This window comes from Streptomyces qaidamensis (genome assembly GCF_001611795.1).
Taxonomy (GTDB): domain Bacteria; phylum Actinomycetota; class Actinomycetes; order Streptomycetales; family Streptomycetaceae; genus Streptomyces; species Streptomyces qaidamensis.
On record NZ_CP015098.1, the window covers coordinates 8,396,648 to 8,418,742 of the forward strand.

Genomic DNA, 22,095 nt, shown 5'->3' on the forward strand with positions numbered 1-22,095 from the left:
TCGACGCCCGTCAGCGATCGCACGATCATGGTGTCGTCGTCTCCTCAGGCGGTCTGGCGTACGGCCCGGGCGACAATGCGCAGGCCCTCGTCGAGCTCGTCCGTGGTGATGGTCAGTGCGGGCAGCAGTTTGAGGACCTCGTCCTGCGGGCCCGAGGTCTCGACGAGCAGGCCCAGTTCGAAGGCGCGGGCACACGCCCGGGACGCCCATCCCTTGTCGTCGAACTCCAGGCCCCACACCAGCCCCCGGCCACGGTGGCGGGCGCCGGTACCAGGGTGCTCGGCGACGATCTCGCGCAGGACGGCCTCGGTCTGCTCGCCGCGGGTGATCGTCTGCTGCGTCATGCTGTCGCCGTCGGCCCAGTACGCGTCCAGGGCGGCCGTCGCCGTGACGAAGGCGGGGTTGTGGCCACGGAAGGTGCCGTTGTGCTCGCCGGGCTCCCAGACGTCGAGTTCGGGCTTGAAGAGGGTCAGGGCCATGGGCAGGCCGTAGCCTCCGATGGACTTGGACAGGGTGATGATGTCGGGGACGATTCCGGCCTCCTCGAACGAGAAGAACGGTCCCGTCCGCCCGCAGCCCATCTGGACGTCGTCGACGATCAGCAGCATGTCACGCCGCTCGCACAGGTCCGCCAGAGCGCGAAGCCACTCCGGGCGGGCCACGTTGACACCGCCCTCGCCCTGGACCGTCTCGACGATCACGGCGGCGGGCTGATTGAGCCCGGATCCCTGGTCCTCCAGCAGCCGTTCGAACCACAGGAAGTCAGGGACACGGCCGTCGAAGTAGTTGTCGAACGGCATCGGGGTCCCGTGCACCAGCGGAATCCCCGCACCGGCACGCTTCATGGAGTTGCCGGTCACGGCCAGCGAGCCGAGGGACATGCCGTGGAAGGCGTTGGTGAACGAGACGATCGCTTCCCGGCCCTTGACCTTGCGCGCCAGCTTCAGTGCCGCCTCCACGGCGTTGGTGCCGGTGGGGCCGGGGAACATCACCTTGTGGGCCAGGCCGCGCGGGCGCAGCACGAGATCCTGGAAGCGCTCCAGGAAGGCTCGCTTCGCGGTCGTGCTCATGTCCAGGCTGTGCGTGACACCGTCGCGCTCCAGATAATCCAGCAGGGCGCGTTTGAGCACCGGGTTGTTGTGCCCGTAGTTGAGCGCTCCGGCACCGGAGAAGAAGTCCAGGTAAGCGCGACCGTCCTCATCATGCAGACGGCTGCCCTGGGCACGGTCGAACACGACGGGCCAACCACGGCAGTAGCTACGGACCTCGGACTCCAGCGTCTCGAAGACGGACAGGGAAGGCTGGGTGACAGTCACTGCGGTACGTCCTTCTGGGAGGCGGGTCGGGCCGCGGGGCCGATGAGGTACGGAACCTCGGGCGCATGCCCGAGACCCTCTGTGAACAGGTCCTCGTCGAACAGGACTTCATGCTCGCCGCGGGCTGCGGGTCGCTGACCGACGGTGATGAATCCGATGGTGCGGCCGCGCGCGTCACGTGCCACGACGGAAGGGCCGGAGAAGTCGCGGCGCCACAGCAGATAACCGTAGGAAGAGTTGAGGTCGAGGACCCCCGTATCACGGGCGATGCGCCACATCGTGGCGCCGTCTGCAGTATCAGGAGAGCCGAGGGGCGATACCTGGCAGGACGAATCCGTTTCCTTGCTGACTTTCATGTGCGACAAACCTAGATGGAGAAGTTGAAATGCGCAGCGCATGAATCTCTCACAACACTCATATCCGGGATGCCCGGTGACGGCCTGGAACCAGCCAAAGAGGGGCATAGCGGGGCGACATTTCAGGCATCTCCGTGTCGCGTTACGCTGCGATAACGATCCGGAAATTCGCTCGTTTGACACGCTTCTTATGGGGAATGGAAAGGTGCAGGATCAGGGTTTCCGTCCGACAGTGAATGGGCGCACGCCTGAATGACTCCGGCGGGAGATCCGCCGGAGCTGTTCGAGGGTTCAAGTGTTCTCGGTCGAATTCTCGGCGATCCGTCTTGGTGAATTCCCGGGATTCCTGGGTGCGCTTCCGTGTCGGATCGACGAGGAGTTTTCGGAACGGAACTCGCAATGCGTCTCGATCCCGAGCCGAGGAAAGTCATGCACGGCTGCCGGTGCGATTCCCGCTGTGTCTGCGCTCGCCAGGTAGGAGCAGCTCGCGTTCAGGCCGGGGATGGGCGGGGTGAAGTCGACTGCAGGCGACCGCAGTTGACAGGCGCCCAGCTCCGTGGAGATCGGAGGGGCCGCCGCCCTCCGGGTGGGAATCTTCTGCGGGGCGCGCTGTCGGTGTGCGTCACGCGGTGGACCTCTCCGGACGTTCGTTCGCGGTCGGCCCTCGACTCGCTCGGGCCGGGCCCCGGCCTTGGGGCCAACCTTGAGCCTATGCAACCTTTGCTTCGCGGAACCATTGCATATTCTTTACCGTTATGGAATCGAAGCCGATGGCGGCGGCCAGGAGTCGCCCCCTTGCCGGAAGGGGCCCTGCGCTGTGCCGTGTTGCTCCGGTGCTCGCTGTCGTCGGAGCGCTTGTGCTGTCTGCCGGTATGAGCCGCGTCGCCGCTGTTCTCTGGCCGCGCGGATCGCGGAGTCGGGTGACCGTGGGGCTTGCCGACCACGCCGGCCGGGCGCGCCATCAGGCGGTCGCCGCGTGCGCCTGCACAGCGCGCAGGGCGCTCTGGTGACTGAGCCAGCCGACAGGCTCGCCGTGCGCGCGGTCGAGGACCGGAACCCCGGTGCCTGCCGCCGACAGCAGGGCGTGCAGCGCCTGTGCGAGGGGCTGGTCCGCGACGACGACTGCCGACGGTTCGGCGAGCTGCCCGACCCGTGCGGGCGCGGCCTGCGGTTGCTCGGCCAGGGCCTCGGCAACGGCCTGGGCGGTCACCACTCCGACGTAGGCTCCGGCCTCGTCCACCATCGGCAGCACGCCGTGGCCGGACAGGCTCAACAGGTCCGCGGCGTCGGGGAGTGATGTGGATGACGGCAGGGGCGGGGGAAGGGGCTCCATGACGGTGCCGACCTGTTGGGAGCCGATGCGCGCCCCGGGTGCCGGGCCGTCGAGATCGATACCGCGCCGGCGCAGCTTCAGCGTGTACACGGTCTCGTGCGACAGCAGGCGGCTGGTGGCGGTGGCGAGGACGATCGCCAGCATCAGCGGCAGGATGATCGAGTACTCGCCGGTCAGCTCGAAGAGGATCACCACGGCGGTGATCGGCGCACGGGCGGCGCCGGCGAAGACGGCGCCCATGCCGACCAGCGCGTACGCGCCCACCGGCCCGGCCGTACCGGGCAGCAGATCGTGCGCCCCGATGCCGTATGCGGCACCGAACATCGCCCCGATGAACAGGCTGGGGGCGAAGACCCCGCCGGAACCGCCGATGCCGATGGTCAGGCTCGTCGCCAGCATCTTGCCCGCCAGCAGCACCAGCAGGAACCCGACTGCGTAGCCGCCTCCGGTGGCCTTCTCCAGCACCGGGTAGCCGACGCCGTACATCTCCGGCAGGGCGAGCAGCACCAGGCCGAGCAGCAGCCCGCCGATCGCCGGACGCAGCCACTCCGGGCCGCGCCAGAGCCAGTCGCAGGCGTCCTCGACCGCGTAAAGGAACCGGGAGAAGCCCACTCCGATCACGGCGGCGACGATGCCCAGCAGAGCGAACAGTCCGTACTGGACGAGGTGGTCGACGTGGAAGTCGGGCAGGTTCAGGAAGGCCACGTCCCCGAAGGCCGCCCGGCCGATCACACTTGCGGTCACGCTGGCGAGCACCGTCGCGCCGAAAGCCTCCGCGTTGAAGGTGCCCGTGATCAGCTCCATGGCGAAGAAGACGCCGGCCAGCGGAGCGTTGAAGGTGGCGGCGATGCCGCCCGCCGCGCCGCAGGCCACCAGAAGCTTCATCCGCCCCTCGGTCACCTTCGTCAGTCGGCCCAGCGTCGAGCCGAGCGCCGAGCCGATCTGCACGATCGGGCCCTCACGGCCCACCGAGCCGCCCGATCCGATGGTCAGCGCGGAGGCGAGCGTCTTGACGACGGCGACCTTGGGGCTGATCCGGCCTCCATGCTGGGCGACGGCCAGCATCACCTCGGGTACGCCGTGCCCCCGTGCCTCCTTGGCGAACCGGTGCACCAACGGCCCGTACAACAGGCCGCCCAGGACGGGGGCGAGGAGCACGAACCAGGGACCCAGCCACGGCACGTACGGGTTCCCGGAGCCGGGGGAGGCCGCGTAGTCGGCATGACCGGAGAAGAGGCGTGTGAAGGTCTCGATGCACCAGCGGAAGACGACCGAGCCCCCGCCGGCCCCGGCGCCGACGACCACGGCGAGGACCATCAGGGCCCAGGGCGCGGAGCCCCAACCCCCCAGGGTGCGCGGGGGTCGGAGACCGCTCGGCGCGGTCCCGGTCCATCGCTTCGCGGGCTGGGGGTCTGTGACCGCCTGGCTGTTGCGCATTGTTGCCCCTTCCATACCTTTGCATTATGCAAAAGCTGTCAAGGGGACTGCTCCACGTCAGGCGGGTGTGTGTACGGATACGGCTTGAGCGAGCCCCTGCGGGGGACCCGGGTTCCCTGCGCGGTGCGGATTGCTGTTGAGCACCGCGGTGATGAAGAGGCCGAGGAAGACGATGATGACGAACACGGTGATGGTGATCAGCCACCGATTGTGTCGCTCGTCTTCTTCCTCCTGGCTGTCGGTTCCCTCCTGGCGGTCGGTCGCCTCCCGCCTGTCAGTTCTCTCCTGGCGGTCGGTTTCCTTCTGGCTGTCGGTGGTCCCGTCGCGGGGCTCGTCGGGAAACTGCTGGTTGAGGGCGTCCATGACGGCGGCCAGCGACGGATCGTCCTGCGCGAGGCGCCGTTCGAGCTGCGCGATGATGCGTCCGTCGTTCATCTCGGGGTTCATGCTCGTCACCTCGGCCCTTGTGTGACGGGGTCGGCACCGGACGGCTCCTTCGGCTGTCGGAGCATGTCGACGAGGCGGAAGATCTCCATCGGCAGCGGGAAGATGAGGGTGGAGTTCCGTTCGGCGGAGATCTCCGCCATGGTGGACAGGATCCGCAGGTGGAGGGCCGCGGGGTGGCCTTCGAGGCGGTCGGCCGCGTCCGCGAGGGTCTCGGCGGCCTCGTACTCGCCTTTCGCGTGGATGACCTTGGCGCGCCGGTCGCGTTCGGCTTCGGCCTGGCGGGCCATGGCGCGGCGCATGGCCTCGGGCAGTTCGACGTCCTTGACCTCGACGAGGGTGACCTTGACGCCCCACGGGTCGGTGACGCCGTCGATGATGCGCTGGAGCCGCTGGTTGATCTCGTCCCGGTTGATCAGCAGCTCGTCGAGATCGACCTGGCCGAGGATGCTGCGCAGTGTGGTCTGGGCGATCTGTGAGGTGCCCTGAACATGATCCTCGATGGCCACGACGGAGCGGTTGGGATCGACGACGTTGAAGTAGGTGACGGCGTTGACCCGGACCGTGACGTTGTCCTTGGTGATGACGTCCTGCGGGGGAATGTCCATGGTGATGGTCCGCAGGGAGACGCGGACCATGCGGTCCACCACGGGGATGATGAAGAAGAGGCCGGGCCCTTTGGCGCCGATGATCCGGCCGAGGCGGAAGATCACCCCGCGTTCGTACTCGGGCACGATCTTCACCGAGGCCATCAGCAGCATGAGCAGGACGACCGCGCCGATGATGATGCCGATCAATCCGGTGTCCATGGTCTGTCCTCCTGTTCGTTCCGGGGGCCGTCGTCGGCGTCGACGAGGAGTTCGAGCCCCGCGACTTCCACGACGCGTACGCGCTGTCCTGCGGCGACGGGGGCGGTGCGCCCGCGGACGGCCCACCAGGCGCCGTCGAGGAACATTTGCCCGGTCTCGCCCTCGACCCGGCGCACGACGGCAACGCGGCCCAGCAGGCCCTCGTGCCCTGTGGTCGCGGGCGCCCTGCGCGCTCGCCAGGCCAGCCGCCCGGCGAGTACCGCGCCACCGCCGACCGCCACCGCGGTGGGCCACAGCACAGCGGGATCGACCCCGAGTTCACCGCGGAAGAGCAGGATCCCGGCGAAGACGAGGGCGACGGCCCCGCCCGCGGCGAAGACACCGACCCCGGGCGTGAGCACCTCCGCGGCGAACAGGGCCGCGGCCAGGAACAGCAGCAGAAGACCGGCGACGTTGAAGGGCAGCACGCTCAGCGCCACGAAGCCGAGCACGAGCAGGACCACACCGATGACGCCGCCCACCCCCACGCCCGGGCTCGCCAGCTCATAGATCACGGCCAGGGTCCCGATCGACAGGAAGAGAAACGCCAGCTCCGGACTGGCCAGCAACTGCCGGACCTCACCGAAGAACCCGAGGTCGTGCGTCTCGACCCGGGCGTCCGCCGTGTTCAGCACGACCTCGTGCTCCGCGCCCTGCGCGCCCACGACGACTCGTTGGCCGTCCACCTCGTCGAGCAGAGCCCCACGTGAGGACGCCACGAGGTCGACCACGTCGGTGCGGGCGGCCTCACGGTCGGACACCGAGGTGCCCTCACGGACCATGTCCCGGGCGAAGTCGGTGCTGCGGCCCCGTTGCTCGGCGATGGACACGGCGAACGCGACCGAGTCGTTGACCACCTTCTCGCTCGCCTCCTCGCCCTGGCCCGTCACCGGGGTGCCGGCCCCGATATGGGTCCCGGGGGCCATGGCGGCCACGTGCGCGGACATCGTGATGTAGGCACCCGCGGACGCCGCGCGGGCGCCCGGCGGGGTGACGTACACGATGACGGGGACGTCCGAGGCGAGAAACCCCTGCACGATCTCCCGGGTCGACTGCAGCAGACCCCCGGGGGTGTCCATCTCGATCACATAGGCCGCGTGCCCTTCCCGCCCGGCCGCGCGCAGCCCCTCCTCAAGGTGATCAGCGATGACGGGGGTGATCGTGCCGTCGACCCGCGTGACGAGCACCGACGACGACTGCGCCGTGCTCATGGCCGGTGCGGCCAGAAGGCAGGCAAGCGCTGTCAGGAGGATCCCGACGACCCTCCGGACCACAGGCGCTGAGCGGAGTCGGGGCATACCGCCGGGCCCCCTTGTCGCTGACACCCGTCCTGACCGTTGCGGCCCCTGCCACGGACGCTTGTCGAGTGGATACCCCTGCGGTCCGGCCGAAGAGGGTGTCGCGTCCGTTCAACGGTGGCCGTTTCGGGCCCGTGCAGTTTGCCGAGCTACGGCAATCTGCACGGAGTTGAAGGGGCTCCCGCCGGCTGAGCAGGCGAACGGCTGCCCCTCATCGCCGAAACGACGGGCTGGCCTTCCGGACAGAAGCCGCCCGGCCGCACCCTTCACGTCCAGCTGAGCTGTCCCACTCCTTCCGGGCAGCGGCAAATGCAAGGAGACCCGCCGAAGTGGGCGAACGAGGCGATCCCGAGATGACCACCAGCAGCCACCCCCGCACCGACGGCACGGGGAACGGACAGCCGCACGAGGAGGTGCTGGCCCGGGCCCTGGTGCGGTTCGGCAAGCCGAGCGCCGAGGAGCGGTCCCGCCTGCGCAGGGAAGCGGAGCATGCCGCTGACGACGGCACCCCACTGCGCCAACTCGATCTTCCTGATTGACCGAAGCGGCTCGGTCCTCCAGCGCCAGGGGCGCGACGATCAGGCGACGCGCCCTCCGCCGCCCTCGGACTCTTCCTCTTCGTCGGGCAGATGGACGTCATGGACGGCGATGTTCACCTCCACGACTTCCAGGCCGGTCATGTTCTCCACTGCCTGGATGACGTTGGCGCGTACGTCCCCGGCGGTGTCGACGATGGAGGCGCCGTACTCGACGATGACGTCCAGGTCCACAGCCGCCTGACGCTCACCCACCTCGACGCTGACCCCTCGGGTGATGTCGCCGCTCGCGCCGGGTACGCGTTCCTTCACTGCCCCGAACGCCCTGGCCATTCCTCCGCCGAGGTTGTGGATCTCGGGGATCTCGCGGGCGGCCATGCCCGCGATCTTGGCTACGACCCTGTCCGCGACAGTGGTGTCCCCGCGCATCCCGCCAGGAGCGTCGGTACCCCTGCGGCCTTTCAGCGTCGTCCCCTTCTCGCCCGCCTCGTTGCGGGATCTCGTCCCCGCGTTGGCGCTGGTGCGGTCCGTGGTCTCCGGCATGGTGGTCACCTCACGCTCTCGGAGCTGGCTTGCGAGCGTTGCCATCCCTTCAAACTCTAGGCCTATTGGACTTAACGGGGAAAAGCTGACCCTGTCGGCAGTAGCTGGGCGTCCGCGGGGAGGGCTTGCTGATTGGAGAGGGCGATGGCCAGGGCTCCGGCGGCCGTCGGGTGCAGCGGGGCGCGGTCCGCCGGCCCTTGGACGTACGGCTGGGCACTGCACAGGCGGTGTCCTTCGAAGTCCGGTTTCACCGTGGTGAAGCCCGCGGTCTCGGCTCCCTGGCGCAGGACCGAGTTGAGGGCGGCCAGTCGTGAGCTCAGCACCTCTGCTTTGCGCCGGGTGAGACCTTCATCGCTCAGGCAGCTGACGTCCGGGCCGAAGGGGTCGTAGTACTCGTTGACCAGCACCGTCGGGTGCTGGGGGAGGGCGGCCAGGCGGCGCAGGAGCGTGCGGTAGTCCAGGGCGAAGCGCGCGAGGCGGTTCTGGAAGAACGCCGTTGAGGCACGGTCGTCGCACGACGGAGAGATCGCGCACAGCTGGACCAGGTCCGACCAGCGCACGTCGTTGGCCCCGACACTGACCATGACGGCGAACGCCTCGGTGGCTCGCTGCGCCTGGGCGAACTGGGGTGGGGCCACCCGTTCTCCGAGAATCTGTACACCCAGGACGCCGTCGCGGACCGTGGCGCCGGAGCAGGCGAGGTTGAGTACCTTCCAGTCGTTGGCACGGGCCAGCGCCTGGGGGTACGAGTCCGCACTGCGCTGACATGCCCGGTCGAGGTCGCTGGGGTCGGGCAGAGGGCGGTTGCCGGTGCCCGCGGCGGTCGAGTCTCCCAGGGCCACCGCCCGCACCTCGCCCAGGGGCGGGCCTTCGGCCCTGGGTACCGGGGCCAAAGGGCTGGCGCCGACGAGATCTCGCAGCGACCGTACCTCGCGCAGCACCTGCGGGGTGTCCGAGGCCATCAGGTGGAGACCGACGGTGTTGACCGCGGTGACCAGGGCGAGGCCGGTGGCCAGGACCAGGACGGTCCTGCCGGGCGGTATGCGGCGCAGGCCCGTCCAGGCGAGCAGCGGAAGCGTAACCAGCCCGGCGGCCACCGCGGTCTCCCACGCGCCGTAGCGGATCCAGCCCGATGCCAGCTTCCGGCCCACCTCCAGGGTGAGCCGTTCGTGATCGCCGGACCGCAGGAGGCGGGCCACCTCCGCGTCCTCGTTGATGCGGGTCAGCTCCAGCCGGGGCCTGATCGGCCCGTCGAAGTGCGGTTTTGTCGGGATCGTCTGGCCGAACAGATCGAGCTGACCGGGGCCGGACAGGCTCCACCCGAGCGGGGCGGCGCCCACGCGCACCGTCTGGCCTGCCGCGGACACCGGTTGCAGCGGGGTGATCCGCACAGCCAGCCACACCGCGGCCAGTGCCAGCCCCGACAGCCCCAGGGCGTACCAAGCGATGATCACTGCCCTGTGTCGCCCCCGGCCGGGTTCGCGCCGCGCCGGTCGTTGCCGCCTGGGTTTCACTTCATGGAAGCGTTGCGCGGTACGGGCGGTTACCCGCTCGCTCATCCCCCTCGGCCATCGCACCGGCGCAACCGTCATTCCGGTGACGGGGATGTCAGTCCCGGTGCGTCGGTGGCGTCGTCGTCGACGTATGTGGGGATCTGGGAGTGCACCTGCAGGGCGATCTCGCCGACGCGTTCGAAGCGGAGGGTGATCCATACATAGTCTCCGCCCCGGATCTGCCGGCGCAGGTCTCTGAGCACCAGGTGCGCGCGCCCCTTCTCCAGCTCCACGAGTTTGCCGGAAGGGAGTGCGACCGGCCCTCGTACGGCGCCGTCGGCGTTCACGATGTCGACGGACCGTGCGACGGTCGTCTCCGCGCCGAGCAGCCTGCCGGTGCTCTGCCCCTGGTTGAACAACCAAACGTAGAAGGGAGCGTCGTCCCCCGTCTCCCACGGGCCGTTTGGGGGTTCGGCGATATGGGCGTAACGAATCAGGACCGGACCGACACGCGCGTTGGCACCAGGGGGGTTGTACCCGTTCTCCTCACTGCTGCACCCGGTGACGCCCCAGACAGCGGCGAGACAGCCCACCACCATGAACGTGACCGCCCTGCGCCACGGATTCGATGTCCTCATGGGAAGTTTCATGCCGTTCCTTCTGGTTCGGGTGGCACACATTCGATGCTGTCAGGCATGCCACGCCACCACTGTGGTGCTTCAGCCGTTGGTCCGGTCGGAGGAACGGGACAGACGGCGAGGGCTGCAGGCGCCCGTGCTCCGCGGCATCCCGGCCGGTCTGCGGTCATGGACGTGCTGGGCTGGTCGTTGTGAGCGGGGGCGAGAGCAGCCTTGCCGATCACGGCTGCCGAGAACCACGCCGACAGCTTCTTCCACGGAGTAGGCCGCGTCGTCGATCGCGGCGACCGGGGACTTCGACGCGGCACTGGCGGCCGGAGAGTCGCTCCTCGAGACCCTGCCACCACCGCCTGGGCCTGCATCCGGGGCGCGCCGCGAAGGCCCGCTGTCTGAAGCTGTGCGAACTCAGCCCTTCAAGAGCGATCGACCGTGGGCGCTCCTGGCATGTGCGAGGCACCGGGCATGAGCCGTCGAGCAGTGCCGCAAGGGTGGCATCGCTGTGCGGCCGGCAGAACAGGAGATTCCGATGCGCGTCACTGCGGGGCGGTGACCACCACCGCATAGCTGCCGACTCCGATGAGGTGGTCGCCCGGGATCTGCTCCTCACCGGTCAGCAGGTGGGCGACGCGTCCTGACTGCTCGTCGAACTCGACGTCCATCACGGTGCCCTTCTCGAGCCCCGTTTCGGTCAGAACGGCCTTGCCGACGGGGTCGTGAACGGCGTGGGCGTGATCGCCGGTGTCCATGTCCTTCTCGTCGCGGATGCGGTCGGCCTCCTCGATGGACACCGCGTCCGGTCCGAAGGACTGGACGTCTTCCCAGTGGAGAGAGTGATGTCCGCGTCCCCGCGTCTTCAGGCGCAGACCGGAGATACGCGACGGCGAAGGGGCGACGGTGCACGCGGCGACCGTTCCGATGGTCTCGGCCGTCGCCAGGTCCACGACGGCCCTGCCCTGGGCTCTGCTGAGCAGCATCGGTCAGCCCTCCTGCGGGTCGTGAGGGAGGTGGTCGCGCAGCCCCGCCGCGGCGGCACCGAACCCTCCGAGGTCCCCCGCGCTGTGCTCTGCGGTGGCGTCGGGGACGAGGATGCGTTCACCGGAAACGGTGACGGGGCCGGCGACGGGCAGGAGAACACGTCGGCGCTCGGCGGTTTCCACCTCGTAGCCCGCCACCGCCGGATTCCGGCCGGTCGCGATGACAGCGTCGGTGACGGTTCCCAGCCGTGTGCCGCTGCGGGTCGTGATCGCGACACCCAGTACGTCGACCCCGGCGCGCTCGTCCTCGCCCGGCCCGGCGGCGGTGTCGTCCTCCTCCAGTGCGTTCTCGTCGCGGACCATGACCGCGTGGGGTCCCAGGGCGTGGACGTTCCTCCAGAGCAACGCGCGGTGGAGCGGACCGGCGAGCAGGCCGCGGCCGGCGAGGGTGAAGCATCGGATGTCGCCGGTCGAGGAGTCGAAGACGAGGTCCTTGACCTGGCCGATGTCGTCCCCCGCCAGGGTCACCACGGGCTTCTTGGCGATCTCGCCGGCTCGCATGTAGACGGTCATGACGTCCGTCCTTCCCCTTCGCCCGGGGGACGGCGACCCTGCGCTATCACTCCACCGGACCGGCGCCGCGCTTGGAGCACCGCGACGCAGACGGCGACGGCGGCGAGGATCGCGAGCGCGATGATGAGCCAGCTCCACCATTCCATTTCGGTGCTCCTCTTCGCCCGGACGGCAACCCCGTGCGTCTACTTTTTCAGGATCTCTCCGGACATGTTCCGGTGTCGAGCGGACAGGGACAGCCGTGCGCCGGTAGGCGTCGTCACGTGGCGGGGAGGGTGAGGGTGCCGTCGTCGTAGTCGACGGTGATCGAGCCGAAGTCGCTGAGCACATCCGAACCGAGCAGGCCCTGAATGCCTCGGCTTCCCCTGGGCGGCCCCAGGTCGATGACCGTGACCTCACCCGGGTCGAGACGTATCTCGCCGACCTCCCACCGGTCCACCCGGGCGACGGGAACCTCCCCGGTGCCGATGATCCCGCTCACCGAGCGTCGCTCGCCGGTGCGTTCCAGGCCCACACGGTCGGCGACCTCCTCGCCGACGACGCTCGTGGAGGCCCCGGTGTCCAGGGCGAAAGAGAAGGGCCCCCGGCCTTCGATGCTGACCGGGACGAACGCCAGCGTCCTGCCGTCCCGCTCGATGACCCTGAGCGGTACGTCGCGCGCGGCCCCCGGAGAAGTCCGCGACGCGCTCGGGTCGTCGCGGTCCCCGACCACAACGCAGCCCGCGAGCAACGGTGCGGTCACCAGTGCCGCGAAGAGCCGGCGGGGACTTCGCCGATGTCTCGCGCCGGACGCTCTCTCGTCCCGCGTGCTCATGCGGCCGGGGTGCCCGCCCGACAGCCGCGCAAACCGGCGCCGAACTGTGGCGGATCCCGAAACTTGTGTCAGGCGCCTGACTCGGGGGTAATCCGTCACAAGGACACGAGGAGGGGGCAAAGAGGCAGAGGAGGGTAAGAGCAATGCTCCTGCTGGCGCTCTTGCTCGTGCTGGCCACCGGCGCGTTCGCGGCCATCGCCGTCGTGGAGAACTTCTCGGGCGGCCCCGACTACGCGGTGGAGATCTTCGGCAACCAGATCGCGACGCTGACCCCGCCTGGAGTCTTCCTCTCGGGCGTGGCACTGACGCTGATCTTCTGTCTCGGACTGGCGATGCTCGCGGCCGGACAGAAACGGCATCGTCGTCGCATGCATGAGGTCTCCGCATCCCCGTCGGCCGGCCCGGCGACAGAAGAGCGAGAAGGACGGCGCCCGAAGCCGTCCCGATCAGGCCGCCGCCGTCGCGGTCGGCACATCTTCGGGCACTGACGTACTCATCTCGCGCGTAGGTGCCATCAGAGGTTCGGCTGTTTCCGGGAGCCCAGGTGGCCGACCGCTGCGGGACAGGACGCAGGCTCACGGTACGAGCCCATCGGCATCGCCGCCCTCCCCACATGGACATCGCGGGCGAACCGGGAGGTGGCTGCTGTGCGGGCGACATTCTCACTGGGCCGTGTGGCCGGTATCCGGGTGGGGGTGCATTGGAGCGTCCTGTTCATCTTCGTCCTGATCCTGCTGGGGCTGGCAGGCGGCAGCTTCCGTGAGGCCCATCCTGACCGCCCGGCATGGCAGTACTGGCTCGCGTCAGGGGTGACCGCGGCGCTGTTCCTGCTGTCGCTGCTGGCCCATGAGATCAGCCACGCGCTGGTGGCCCGTCGCAACGGAGTGTCCGTCGAGGACATCACCCTGTGGCTGCTCGGCGGACTCGCACGGCTCAGGAGCGAGGCGACCACCCCCGGAGCGGAGCTGCGCATAGCCGGCGTGGGGCCGCTGGTCAGCTTGCTGCTCGGCGGGCTCTTCGCTCTGGCCGCCGGACTGCTGGCCGCGTTCTCCGATGCCGGACTCGTGGGGGAGGCGCTGGCCTGGCTCGCGGGGATCAACATCCTGCTGGCCGTCTTCAACGCCCTGCCGGCCGCGCCCTTGGACGGCGGCCGGCTGTTGCGAGCGGCGGTGTGGTGGAAAACCGGTAGCCCGCTACGCGCCACCGTGGTGGCCACGGCTGCGGGACGGTTCCTGGGATGGGTGCTGGTGGCTGTCGGCCTGTACCTCGTCCTGGTCGGAGCCCTCTTCAGCGGCATCTGGCTGGTGGTCATCGGCTGGTTCGTCATCGCGGTGGCCACGGCGGAGGGCGGCCAGGCGAAACTGCGGGAACTGCTGGGCGGAATACCGGTGAGCGACGCGATGACACCCGACCCCGTGACCGTCCCGGCCGCCACCACGATCAGCGAGTTCCTGGCCGACCCCCGTTTCCGCTATCGCCACTCGGCCTTCCCCGTCGTCGACGCCGACAACACCGCGGCCGGCCTGGTCACCTTCAAGGGCGCCGACGTGGTCGCCGAGAAGGAACGGCCCTCCGTCCCCGTCACCCACGTGATGGTGCCGGTCGACGACCTGCCGACTCCTCGTCCCGACGACCCGCTCGCCCGGCTGGTTCCCGAGTTGCAGGCCAATCCCACCCACCGCGCCCTCGTACTGGAAGGGAGCCGGCTGGCCGGCATCGTCTCTTCTTCCGACATCAGCCGTGTCACGTCCTGGCTGAGCTCATCATCCGCCTGGCGGAAACGGACCTTGTGACGTCCGCAGCCCTCAGGGCCCTGACCGACCTGATGCTGCCGCGGCCGAGGGTCGGCACGTCCGGTCTTGGCGGGCCGGGTTCCTTCGACGGGAGAGGTCCGGCGGGACCGTCGGGTGACTCGGACAACACGTGCCGAAAGACTTTCCGCTGAGGCATGGAGTGCTGTCGCTGCCGACTCAACAGCCGCCAACGCAAGACGTTCGCCTGGGAGACCCCGGTCGAGCGCATGTGTGAACTGCCCGCCGACACACGTCAGTGATCACTGTTGCAACGATCCCTCAAAAGTGCCTGGCGGCGCGGGGCTTGGCGTAGGCACTGCCTTCGGCGCCGTTTCCAGTTCCTGGACGGTACCGCCGCCCGGCTCGTTACGCGGCGTGCCCGCTGTGGTGGACAGCCAGGACCAGGCCCCGAGGGCCAGACCTATGGCCGCGGCCGTGGCGATCACGCGACCGCACCGGCGGAGCCTGCCGCGACCGTCGAGTTCTCGCCAAGCCGGTTGTGGATCGTCGGGGTGCCACAGGTCACCGACCGTGTCCGCCCTGTTGTCTGTCGGAGCGTGGGCCGGAGGTGGACTGCAGCGGCCCTCCGGGCCGGTGTCGGGACGGCTGGGGTGCCGAGCGGGTGCCCGCTCCTGTGCGGAGGGCTCTCTGGGAGCGGACTCGCGAATGGCTCGCTCGTCGTCCGTCAGGAATTGCAGCCAGATCTCGTCGCTGATGGATGGCATGGCATCAGGGTCGTCCGGCGTTCCTTCTCTGTCCGGCTCTGGGATGGTCACGTCACCTGTTCCTCCCGGGAAGTGCTGCGTACTCGCGGCTCTGTCTGTGCGAGGAGGCTGACCGACGGCTGGAGGGTTGTCCTGTGCCGACCGACCGCCGGTCAGCCCCGCGATCAGATCATTGCACAGAGCAAAAATAGATCGCCAGTACGTCTTCGAGAGAAATTGCGCACTCACTGGCGGATGGGCCTTCCTCGGCTGGTAGGAAGCGGGTGGTGACCGCCTCCGGGCGGTTGCCGAACTGGACCAGCGTTTTCGGTCGGGCGCGCAGGATGAGGTACCAGTCGGAGAGGTACCAGTCGGCCCGCGTCCGGGGTGGTGCCGCAGCAGGAGTCGCTTGCCGAAGAGAGGGGGCAAGTCCCGCTTCCGGTACGTAGATCGGCAGGATCAGGGCCAGTCGTCGCCAACTGGTGCTGGGCCGGGGGCGGCAGGGTGCGGTGTCCCGGTCGGGCATGACCGCCTTCGTGCATCGGAAATAACAGCCCTGGGACTCGATTGGGTAAAGGACCCAGGGTGAGAGTCGTCCCCCGGAAGCCGCCTTTGCATAGTCTAAAAGTGGAGGAGGGGCGCCTGCAGAGAAGTCCGGCGGCTCTCGACAGCCGCGACCCTGCAGGAGTACCGCATGACCGACCAGAAGACGCCGTCGAGTTGGACGCTGCTGTCCTGCATGCCGGTCGTGGTGATGGCGGTGGTGGCTGTGGTGGACGTCCTGGCCGGCCCCGGTGTCGGATTTCTGCCACTGGTGTCCCTCGGACCGGCCTTCGCCGGGCTGGTCGGGGGGTGGCGCCGTACGGCGGTGTTCGGGCTCGCGGCCCTAGTGTTGTGCGTCGCCCTCGGGCTGTACGACGGGCTGTTTCACGAGCGCAGGGGCTACACGGCGCTGGCCTCCGTGGCGGGCGTGACCGGTGTCGGGGTCGCGGCCGCGGTGTCGCGGTCGCGCCGGGAGGCGGAGCTGGCCAGCGTGCGGTCGATCGCCGAGGTCGCCCAGCGGGTGCTTTTGCGGCCCGTACCCCTGACTGCGGGCCCACTGCAGGTGGCGGTGTCGTACACCTCGGCGGTCGCCGAGGCGCGGATCGGCGGGGACCTGTACGAGGTGGTGGCCTCCCCGTACGGCGTGCGAGTGATCGTCGGGGACGTCCAAGGAAAGGGTTTGGTCGCAGTGGAGACAGCGGCCGTGGTGCTGGGTGCCTTTCGGGAGGCGGCATACGACGAACCCGACCTCGCGGGGGTGGGTGAGCGCTTGGAGCGGAGCATGGCCCGGGAGTTGGAGGGGGAGAAGTTCGTCACCGCGATCCTCGCCGAGATAGGAACGGCTCATGAGGCAGTCTTCCTCAACTACGGACATCCGGCCCCTATGGTCGTGCGCGGGGACGGCGCGGTCGAGTTCCCAGAGCCGCTCGCCTTTGCGCTTCCGCTGGGTCTCGGTGCGCATGCGAGCGAGAGCCCGGTTCCCTACGGGGTGGGCTTCGCCCCAGGTGAGCAGTTGCTGCTGTACACCGACGGTGTCACCGAGGCCCGCGACGAGGAGGGCGGCTTCTATCCCGTCGGTGAGCGGGCGCACCTGTTGGACGCCCCGGACGCCCACCGCGCCTTGAAGGCTCTGCGTAAAGATCTTGCACAGCACTCCGCCGGACCGCCTCACGACGATGCCGCGATGCTCCTGCTGCGCTACCACAGTCATGGGGAAGGGAAATCCGTTCCCGCGGCGTGAGCGAGGCGGCACTCCCGCGGGGCCCGTCCGACGGCACCTGTCGGCCGAGCAGTGACGCGAGGCGGCCCTTGCCTTTCCCGTTCTGGCTGGCGCACGGGTAGCCGCTCATGGCCGCTGCTCTCGCCCCTGGCGCGGCCGACGGCCCTGAGCGATGACACCGCCGGACTGGAGATGCGTGAGGGGACCGGTGGCTTCGGGCCGAGGCGAGGCCGCAGCGCCCAGGCGGGCCCAGCGCGGCAGCCGAGGGCTGAACGGCAAGGGGCGTTTCAGCAGCGCAACGGGCGGAGACCCATCATGCCGTGCACTCACCATCTCCGGTACCGCGCCGGCGCTGCGCGTCGGCGGGCGGCTCGCTGCGGATACTGATCGTCAGTGCGAGCATGGGAGCGGGTCACGACACGGTGGCCCGTGAACTCGCCCGGCGAGCCCGACGCCAGGGTCATCACGCGCACATCGTGGACCTGTTGAAGTTGCTGCCGGGCGGCCTGGGCACCGGGCTGCGCCTCTTCTACCAAGCGTCCGTACGGCACTTCCCCTGGGCGTACGCCGGCCTGTACGAGGCGTTCCTGCGCCCTGGCACGCAACACCGCCCCAGCGGTCTTCCCCTCGCCCGATTGGCGGGCGGCCGTCTGACGGCGCTGGCGGAGCGGACGGGGACCGACGTTGTGGTTCCCGTCTTCCATCTTGCCGCGCAGCTGACCGGTCACCTCAGGGACCAGGGACGACTGCGGTCGCCGAGTGCTGTCTTCCTGATCGACTTCGCCGTCCACCGTCAGTGGCTCCATCCCGGCAACGACCTGTACCTGTGCCTCACCGACGAGGCCACGCGGGAAGTGAGCCGGAGCATCACGGTGCCCGTCGAGACGACAGGTCCGGTCGTGGCACCCGAGTTCTTCGCTCCGGCCGCCGGTGCCCCGGCATGGCGGCAGCGTTTCGCCGCCCACGGTCCTGGGCGCCCTCCCGTCCTGTTGTCCGCAGGTGCATGGGGAGCCGCCTCGGAACTGGGGGGAACCGCTCGACTGCTGGCCGCCGCCGGTTTGCTGCCGATCGTGCTCTGTGGTGGGAATGAGCGCCTGCGGGCCCGTATGGGCGGCATTCCGGGAGTTCTGGTACCGGACTGGGTCACCGACATGCCCGGCCTGCTGCGTGCGGCCCGCGTCCTTGTCGACAACGCCGCCGGGCAGACCGCCGTACAGGCTCTCGCCTCCGGGCTGCCCGTGGTGAGTTATCGTCCGCTTCCTGGTCATGGGGCCGACGGCGTGCGACGGATGGAAGCGCTCGGTGTGTCGGAGACCGCCGCGGACGGTACGGCTCTGCTGGAAGCCCTCGGCCGGTTGTCGACGGACGGCGCGGAACGGGAGCGCCGTATCGCTCGCGGACGCGAGCTTTTCCGAGGCGACGTGATGGCCCGAGTGGCCGCTCTCGCCGCCTTGTCCACCAGGTGATCGCGGCCGAAAGGGGCGCGGCTCCTCACGGACAGACCGGTCCTCGGTGCCCTGCGGCGCCGGAACGGGTAGACCCGCAGGCGGCCCACTGAGGACTTGTCTGTTGCTGGTCAGAGTGCGTGCGTGTCAAAGACGAGCGTGAGCAACGAGACCAGCAGCACCTTGTACACGACATTCTCGTGGACGAAGCAAGGCCGATCAGCCCGGCGACCATACGCCGACGGACAGCCGCTGAGGGGGAGGGTGCGGCGTATCCGCAGCCGTCCGGTGACCACAGTGGCGTGGGACCTCAGCTCAGCTCCGCGAGCAGTGCGTTGCATGCCTGTTCGCAGCTGCGGCAGGCCTCGGCGCAGACCCGGCAGTGATCGTGCATGTCCGCGTGGCTACCGCACTCCTCCGCGCAAGCCTTGCAGGCGGTGGCGCACGCCTGGAGCACGGCTCGGCTGATGTTCGCGTCGTAGCCGGTGTGACGGGAGAGCACCGATGCCGTGGTGTTGCAGATGTCCGCGCAGTCCATGTTCGTACGGATGCACTTGGTCAGGTCCTCGACCATGCGCTCCGACAGGCAGGCGTCCGCACACGCGGTACACGCCTGCGCGCAGGCGATGCACTCCTGGATGCACTTCGCCATTGCCTCGCGGTCTACACCGCCCAGGTCAGCGGGGTAGGTGTCCAGCATTTCCTTCACAGAAGTGGTCACGTTCATCGCCTCACAGTGGTCGTGTGCCATGGCGCCCGCTATTCCGTTGAGCGGGCGGCCGTACTACAGGCCGGGTTTCACCATGGCCGTGCCACGAAACCGGCGGGCCGCGTGGGTGAGGCTGACTCGATTCGGCAGTGCTTGCCGGCCCGCGTCGCGCGGGCGGATCCTGACGCGGCCCCTCGGGCGGGGGCGCCAAGCGGTGTGCGGCACCCATCCGGCGGCTGTCCGACTGCGGGTCGCGCGACGAGCGCACAAAATGACCTTTGCATAGGCTAAATAAGAGGGGGGACTCGTGAGTTCGACCACTCCTCCATAGTCAGAGGGATCAGCATGAAGCCCGACAGCATCCTCGCTGAACCCATCGAGCAGAGCGACATGCTCTCCTCCCCCCAGCGCATCGATGAACTGGTGTGCAGCGTCGCCACTCTGCCCCCCGGGCCCGAGCGCCAGGTGGCGCGCGAACGGGTCACCGGTCAGCTCATGCCCCTGGCCCGTCGCATCGCCGGAAAATTCCGCATCACCGGCAGTGAGGACCAGGAGGACCTTTTCCAGGTCGCTTGCCTGGGACTCGTCAAGGCCGTCGACCGCTACGACCCCCACCGAGGGCACGCCTTCCTGTCCTACGCAGTGCCCACCATCACCGGGGAAGTGAAGCGCCACCTGAGGGACAGGAGTGGCCTGGTGCGCCTGCCCCGCCCGGTCCAGGAGGCCCGGCAGCGTGTGTGGTGGGCGCGGGAGGAACTGCAACAACGCACACCGGGGAATGCGCCGACGCCTGCGGAGATCGCCGAAGCCTGCGATCTGTCCGAGGAAGCCGTACGGGAGGCGATGCGCTCGGAAGGGGCGCGGCACCCACGTTCCCTGGACTCGAGCCCCGAGGGTGGCGACACGACGGGCCCGGCCCTGGCCGACCTGATCGGTGACAGCGATCCGCGACTGGACCTCGTGGTGGACCGCCTGTCACTGCGGCACGCCCTGAGTCGGCTTCCCGCGAGAGAACAGCACATCCTGTATCTCCGGTTCTTCCGGGAACAGACGCAGCAGCAGATCGCGGAGGCCGTCGGTGTCTCCCAGATGCACGTGTCCAGGCTGCTGAAGCACTGTCTGAGTCAACTGCGCGCCGGGCTGTCGGACCCGGCTTCGGGGTTTGCCCCAGAAGCCCCTGAAGAGGGCCCACCGGACCCGCAGACCCGGGACGCGCGCCCCTCGGTGAACGCTGTCGGCGACGCCGCACCGAACGCCCGGAAGCATCGGCGCCCGCCCGTCGCCCTTCAGGCACTGGCCCGGTCACCCTCGCGTCACCCCCGGCCGCCCCGCCGCGACCAGGGCCGTCCGCCACTCGACACCTCGCAGCATGCCCCCTCCCTGCGGGGCGCGCGGACTCGCCCTTCGCCAAAGCCACGTCCGCACACGCCGCTCCGCCGAAGCATGCCTTCCCCTGCGGGTGGCAGGCGGAATGAGGCACCCGCAGCGTTTTCGCGAGAACCAGGGGAGGACGTGCGTCGGACACAGGACCGGCGCTCGGCCTCCGGCGCGGCGCACACGGGCGAGATGGGGGAGTGGTGCTTCTTCCCTCGGTCCCGCCGGGCCGTTCCGGAAGGGAGATCCGGCTCACCCGGCCGGCCTCGTGCGCCCGACGGCCGCGGTGCCCCTGCCCTCGTTTCCGTCGACGCGGCGCGGGACGCACCGGCGATGAGAGGGCCGCGGAGACGTCCCCTGCTACCTCACCGTCCGAGTTCCATGCTCTCTCCGCGGCCACCCAGGCGTCACCCTGCTCGACCTCGACGGCCGGCAAATCGGCGAGCCCGCAGAGCGCGAGGGCCGACGGTGCGGATCCGAAGGACCGAAAGCCCTGGCCGTCATTTTGAAACCGGTACCAGTGCTTACGCGACACTGCCCACTGTCGCCGCGCCGCGAAGGTGGAGGCCTACCCGTCGGGATCCACCTGGGCGCTGCGCACACCTGAGCGGGCTACCCACCTCGCGTCCAAGCGCCGGTCCAGCGCGGCGCCCGGCCGCTGCTCCGGGGTGGTCAGGGGTACCGAGCCGGCTGGACCACTCCCACCTCGAAGACGTCGCCGCACACGCGGAACGCGTTCGCCGAGGGCCGACCGATGAGCTGACGTCCTGTGACCGCGACAAGGCTGGCGCGGAGGACCGTGTTACGCGCGGCGTACCGGAGACCAGGCGTGCACGCCCAGCCCCGCAGGCTTGGGCGAGCGGGCGACTCGATTGCACCGTGACGGCCGGGTTTCGCCGGAGCGAGCTGTGCCGTGCTCGCAGCACGCTGAGCGCCTACAGCGCGAGCCGGGGCGCCCGCACGGCCGCTCCCCGCTCCGAACGCCGCCGGCTCGTTTGCCCGCGAGACGGCAGGGATACCCACCGGGCGTTGCCCTGCCGGAGAACGAGAGAGGTCCGAACCATGGGGCATGGAGGAGACGTCATCGCGGAGCTGGTGACTGATCACCGCGAGGTCGAGGAACTGTTCGGGAAGATCGAGGCCCTGGCCCCTGGCGAGAAGCAGCGCAAGGAGTACGCGGACCAGGCCGTGATCGAGCTGGTGCGGCACTCGGTGGCCGAGGAAGCCTACCTGTACCCGGCAGTGCGCGCGTTCCTGCCGGACGGCGACTTCGTCGCCGACAAAGAGATCGAGGACCATGCCGGGGCCGAACGAACCATGAAGGAACTCGAAGGCGTTGAGCCCGACAACCCGGAGTTCGACCGGCTCATCGGCGAACTGATGACCGAGATCCGCTCGCACGTCCGCGACGAGGAGGACGATCTCTTCCCCCGGCTGCGGGAGGCGACGTCCGAGGAGGAGCTGATGAAGCTGGGGGACAAGGTGCGCCACGCCAAGAAGACCGCACCGACCCGGCCGCACCCCTCCGCTCCGGACACCCCGCCCGCCAACAAGCTGCTGGCCCCGGGGGCGGGCATGGTCGATCGTGTCAGGGACGCTCTGACCGGCCGCGGAAAGGGGTCCTGACCGGCTGTCGCGCCCGTCTGACCCCGCCCGACCGGAGACACCCTGGGAGGAAGGGAAGACGCGGCTGCCCGCGCGTCTC

Annotated in this window: 19 protein-coding genes and 2 pseudogenes; 8 read left to right on the plus strand and 13 right to left on the minus strand. The window is 69.3% G+C overall.

Annotated elements, in window-relative coordinates; genetic code table 11:
* Positions 1-44: 44 nt before the first annotated feature.
* From ectB to A4E84_RS36795, 6 genes are all read right to left on the minus strand, one after another.
* Complete coding sequence (gene ectB, locus A4E84_RS36770; protein ID WP_062930690.1) at positions 45-1,316, minus strand: diaminobutyrate--2-oxoglutarate transaminase; 1,272 nt, start codon at positions 1,314-1,316, stop codon at positions 45-47.
* A complete protein-coding gene (locus A4E84_RS36775; RefSeq protein WP_418082244.1) occupies positions 1,313-1,672 on the minus strand; it encodes a GNAT family protein in 360 nt (119 codons plus the stop codon). The genes ectB and A4E84_RS36775 overlap by 4 nt, the downstream gene beginning before the upstream one ends.
* 961 nt (positions 1,673-2,633) lie before the next feature.
* The gene (locus A4E84_RS36780; protein WP_062931775.1) at positions 2,634-4,322 is read right to left on the minus strand and encodes a chloride channel protein; all 1,689 of its coding nucleotides are present in this window, start codon (positions 4,320-4,322) and stop codon (positions 2,634-2,636) included.
* A gap of 177 nt (positions 4,323-4,499) precedes the next feature.
* Positions 4,500-4,889: a DUF3040 domain-containing protein gene (locus A4E84_RS36785; RefSeq protein ID WP_062930692.1), complete on the minus strand. Its 390-nt coding sequence runs from the start codon at positions 4,887-4,889 to the stop codon at positions 4,500-4,502.
* Between the two features lie 5 nt (positions 4,890-4,894).
* Complete coding sequence (locus A4E84_RS36790; protein WP_062930693.1) at positions 4,895-5,695, minus strand: slipin family protein; 801 nt, start codon at positions 5,693-5,695, stop codon at positions 4,895-4,897.
* On the minus strand, positions 5,680-6,945 hold the full coding sequence (locus A4E84_RS36795; protein ID WP_062930694.1) for an NfeD family protein: 1,266 nt from the start codon (positions 6,943-6,945) through the stop codon (positions 5,680-5,682). Before A4E84_RS36795 ends, A4E84_RS36790 begins: the two co-directional genes overlap by 16 nt.
* A 440-nt stretch (positions 6,946-7,385) precedes the next feature.
* Here A4E84_RS36795 and A4E84_RS36800 point away from each other — a divergent pair, with 440 nt between their 5' ends.
* Positions 7,386-7,571 carry a hypothetical protein gene (locus A4E84_RS36800; protein WP_159029668.1) on the plus strand — a complete coding sequence of 62 codons (186 nt, stop codon included), beginning with the start codon at positions 7,386-7,388 and terminating at the stop codon, positions 7,569-7,571.
* Between the two features lie 39 nt (positions 7,572-7,610).
* Here the strand turns inward: A4E84_RS36800 and A4E84_RS36805 are convergent, their stop codons facing one another.
* From A4E84_RS36805 to A4E84_RS36830, 6 genes are all read right to left on the minus strand, one after another.
* Entirely contained in the window at positions 7,611-8,156 is a 546-nt protein-coding gene (locus A4E84_RS36805) for an Asp23/Gls24 family envelope stress response protein (RefSeq protein ID WP_237305062.1), read from the minus strand.
* Positions 8,157-8,182: 26 nt separating this feature from the next.
* On the minus strand, positions 8,183-9,565 hold the full coding sequence (locus tag A4E84_RS36810; RefSeq protein WP_237305063.1) for an SGNH/GDSL hydrolase family protein: 1,383 nt from the start codon (positions 9,563-9,565) through the stop codon (positions 8,183-8,185).
* A gap of 134 nt (positions 9,566-9,699) precedes the next feature.
* The gene (locus tag A4E84_RS36815; RefSeq protein ID WP_237305064.1) at positions 9,700-10,242 is read right to left on the minus strand and encodes a copper chaperone PCu(A)C; all 543 of its coding nucleotides are present in this window, start codon (positions 10,240-10,242) and stop codon (positions 9,700-9,702) included.
* 533 nt (positions 10,243-10,775) lie between these two features.
* A complete protein-coding gene (locus tag A4E84_RS36820; protein ID WP_062930697.1) occupies positions 10,776-11,216 on the minus strand; it encodes a PRC-barrel domain-containing protein in 441 nt (146 codons plus the stop codon).
* Positions 11,217-11,219: 3 nt separating this feature from the next.
* Positions 11,220-11,789 (minus strand): PRC-barrel domain-containing protein, encoded by a 570-nt coding sequence (locus A4E84_RS36825; protein ID WP_062930698.1) that lies wholly within the window; start codon positions 11,787-11,789, stop codon positions 11,220-11,222.
* A 259-nt stretch (positions 11,790-12,048) separates the two neighbouring features.
* The gene (locus tag A4E84_RS36830; RefSeq protein WP_159029669.1) at positions 12,049-12,531 is read right to left on the minus strand and encodes a retropepsin-like aspartic protease family protein; all 483 of its coding nucleotides are present in this window, start codon (positions 12,529-12,531) and stop codon (positions 12,049-12,051) included.
* 215 nt (positions 12,532-12,746) lie between these two features.
* Here A4E84_RS36830 and A4E84_RS43800 point away from each other — a divergent pair, with 215 nt between their 5' ends.
* The 4 genes from A4E84_RS43800 (at position 12,747) to A4E84_RS36850 (ending at position 18,328) form a co-directional block, all read left to right on the plus strand.
* The gene (locus tag A4E84_RS43800) at positions 12,747-13,091 is read left to right on the plus strand and encodes a hypothetical protein (RefSeq protein WP_063827540.1); all 345 of its coding nucleotides are present in this window, start codon (positions 12,747-12,749) and stop codon (positions 13,089-13,091) included.
* Positions 13,092-13,250: 159 nt separating this feature from the next.
* Positions 13,251-14,396: a site-2 protease family protein gene (locus tag A4E84_RS36840; protein ID WP_079129272.1), complete on the plus strand. Its 1,146-nt coding sequence runs from the start codon at positions 13,251-13,253 to the stop codon at positions 14,394-14,396.
* A gap of 1,398 nt (positions 14,397-15,794) precedes the next feature.
* Positions 15,795-16,883, plus strand: coding sequence for a PP2C family protein-serine/threonine phosphatase (locus A4E84_RS36845; RefSeq protein WP_062930700.1), 1,089 nt, complete (start codon positions 15,795-15,797; stop codon positions 16,881-16,883).
* Between the two features lie 380 nt (positions 16,884-17,263).
* A complete protein-coding gene (locus tag A4E84_RS36850; protein ID WP_062930701.1) occupies positions 17,264-18,328 on the plus strand; it encodes an MGDG synthase family glycosyltransferase in 1,065 nt (354 codons plus the stop codon).
* Positions 18,329-18,617: 289 nt separating this feature from the next.
* Here A4E84_RS36850 and A4E84_RS36855 read toward each other — a convergent pair whose 3' ends face one another.
* On the minus strand, positions 18,618-19,034 hold the full coding sequence (locus tag A4E84_RS36855) for a four-helix bundle copper-binding protein (protein ID WP_062931779.1): 417 nt from the start codon (positions 19,032-19,034) through the stop codon (positions 18,618-18,620).
* Positions 19,035-19,511: 477 nt separating this feature from the next.
* Here A4E84_RS36855 and A4E84_RS45920 point away from each other — a divergent pair.
* The 3 genes and pseudogenes from A4E84_RS45920 to A4E84_RS45010 all read left to right on the plus strand — a co-directional run.
* Positions 19,512-20,096: pseudogene (locus A4E84_RS45920) on the plus strand (sigma-70 family RNA polymerase sigma factor); the annotation flags it as partial.
* A 685-nt stretch (positions 20,097-20,781) separates the two neighbouring features.
* A pseudogene (locus tag A4E84_RS45925) lies at positions 20,782-20,997 on the plus strand (hypothetical protein); the annotation flags it as partial.
* Between the two features lie 455 nt (positions 20,998-21,452).
* The gene (locus A4E84_RS45010; protein ID WP_062930702.1) at positions 21,453-22,016 is read left to right on the plus strand and encodes a hemerythrin domain-containing protein; all 564 of its coding nucleotides are present in this window, start codon (positions 21,453-21,455) and stop codon (positions 22,014-22,016) included.
* Positions 22,017-22,095 lie beyond the last annotated feature (79 nt).

Coding starts and splice junctions, on each gene's coding strand:
- A4E84_RS36775 (WP_418082244.1), bottom strand. CDS start 1,672: ATGAAAGTCAGCAAGGAAACGGATTCGTCCTGCCAGGTATCGCCCCTC.
- A4E84_RS36780 (WP_062931775.1), bottom strand. CDS start 4,322: ATGGTCCTCGCCGTGGTCGTCGGCGCCGGGGCCGGCGGGGGCTCGGTC.
- A4E84_RS36785 (WP_062930692.1), bottom strand. CDS start 4,889: ATGAACCCCGAGATGAACGACGGACGCATCATCGCGCAGCTCGAACGG.
- A4E84_RS36790 (WP_062930693.1), bottom strand. CDS start 5,695: ATGGACACCGGATTGATCGGCATCATCATCGGCGCGGTCGTCCTGCTC.
- A4E84_RS36795 (WP_062930694.1), bottom strand. CDS start 6,945: ATGAGCACGGCGCAGTCGTCGTCGGTGCTCGTCACGCGGGTCGACGGC.
- A4E84_RS36800 (WP_159029668.1), top strand. CDS start 7,386: ATGACCACCAGCAGCCACCCCCGCACCGACGGCACGGGGAACGGACAG.
- A4E84_RS36805 (WP_237305062.1), bottom strand. CDS start 8,156: ATGGCAACGCTCGCAAGCCAGCTCCGAGAGCGTGAGGTGACCACCATG.
- A4E84_RS36815 (WP_237305064.1), bottom strand. CDS start 10,242: ATGAGGACATCGAATCCGTGGCGCAGGGCGGTCACGTTCATGGTGGTG.
- A4E84_RS36820 (WP_062930697.1), bottom strand. CDS start 11,216: ATGCTGCTCAGCAGAGCCCAGGGCAGGGCCGTCGTGGACCTGGCGACG.
- A4E84_RS36825 (WP_062930698.1), bottom strand. CDS start 11,789: ATGACCGTCTACATGCGAGCCGGCGAGATCGCCAAGAAGCCCGTGGTG.
- A4E84_RS43800 (WP_063827540.1), top strand. CDS start 12,747: ATGCTCCTGCTGGCGCTCTTGCTCGTGCTGGCCACCGGCGCGTTCGCG.
- A4E84_RS36845 (WP_062930700.1), top strand. CDS start 15,795: ATGACCGACCAGAAGACGCCGTCGAGTTGGACGCTGCTGTCCTGCATG.
- A4E84_RS36850 (WP_062930701.1), top strand. CDS start 17,264: ATGGGAGCGGGTCACGACACGGTGGCCCGTGAACTCGCCCGGCGAGCC.
- A4E84_RS36855 (WP_062931779.1), bottom strand. CDS start 19,034: ATGAACGTGACCACTTCTGTGAAGGAAATGCTGGACACCTACCCCGCT.
- A4E84_RS45010 (WP_062930702.1), top strand. CDS start 21,453: ATGGGGCATGGAGGAGACGTCATCGCGGAGCTGGTGACTGATCACCGC.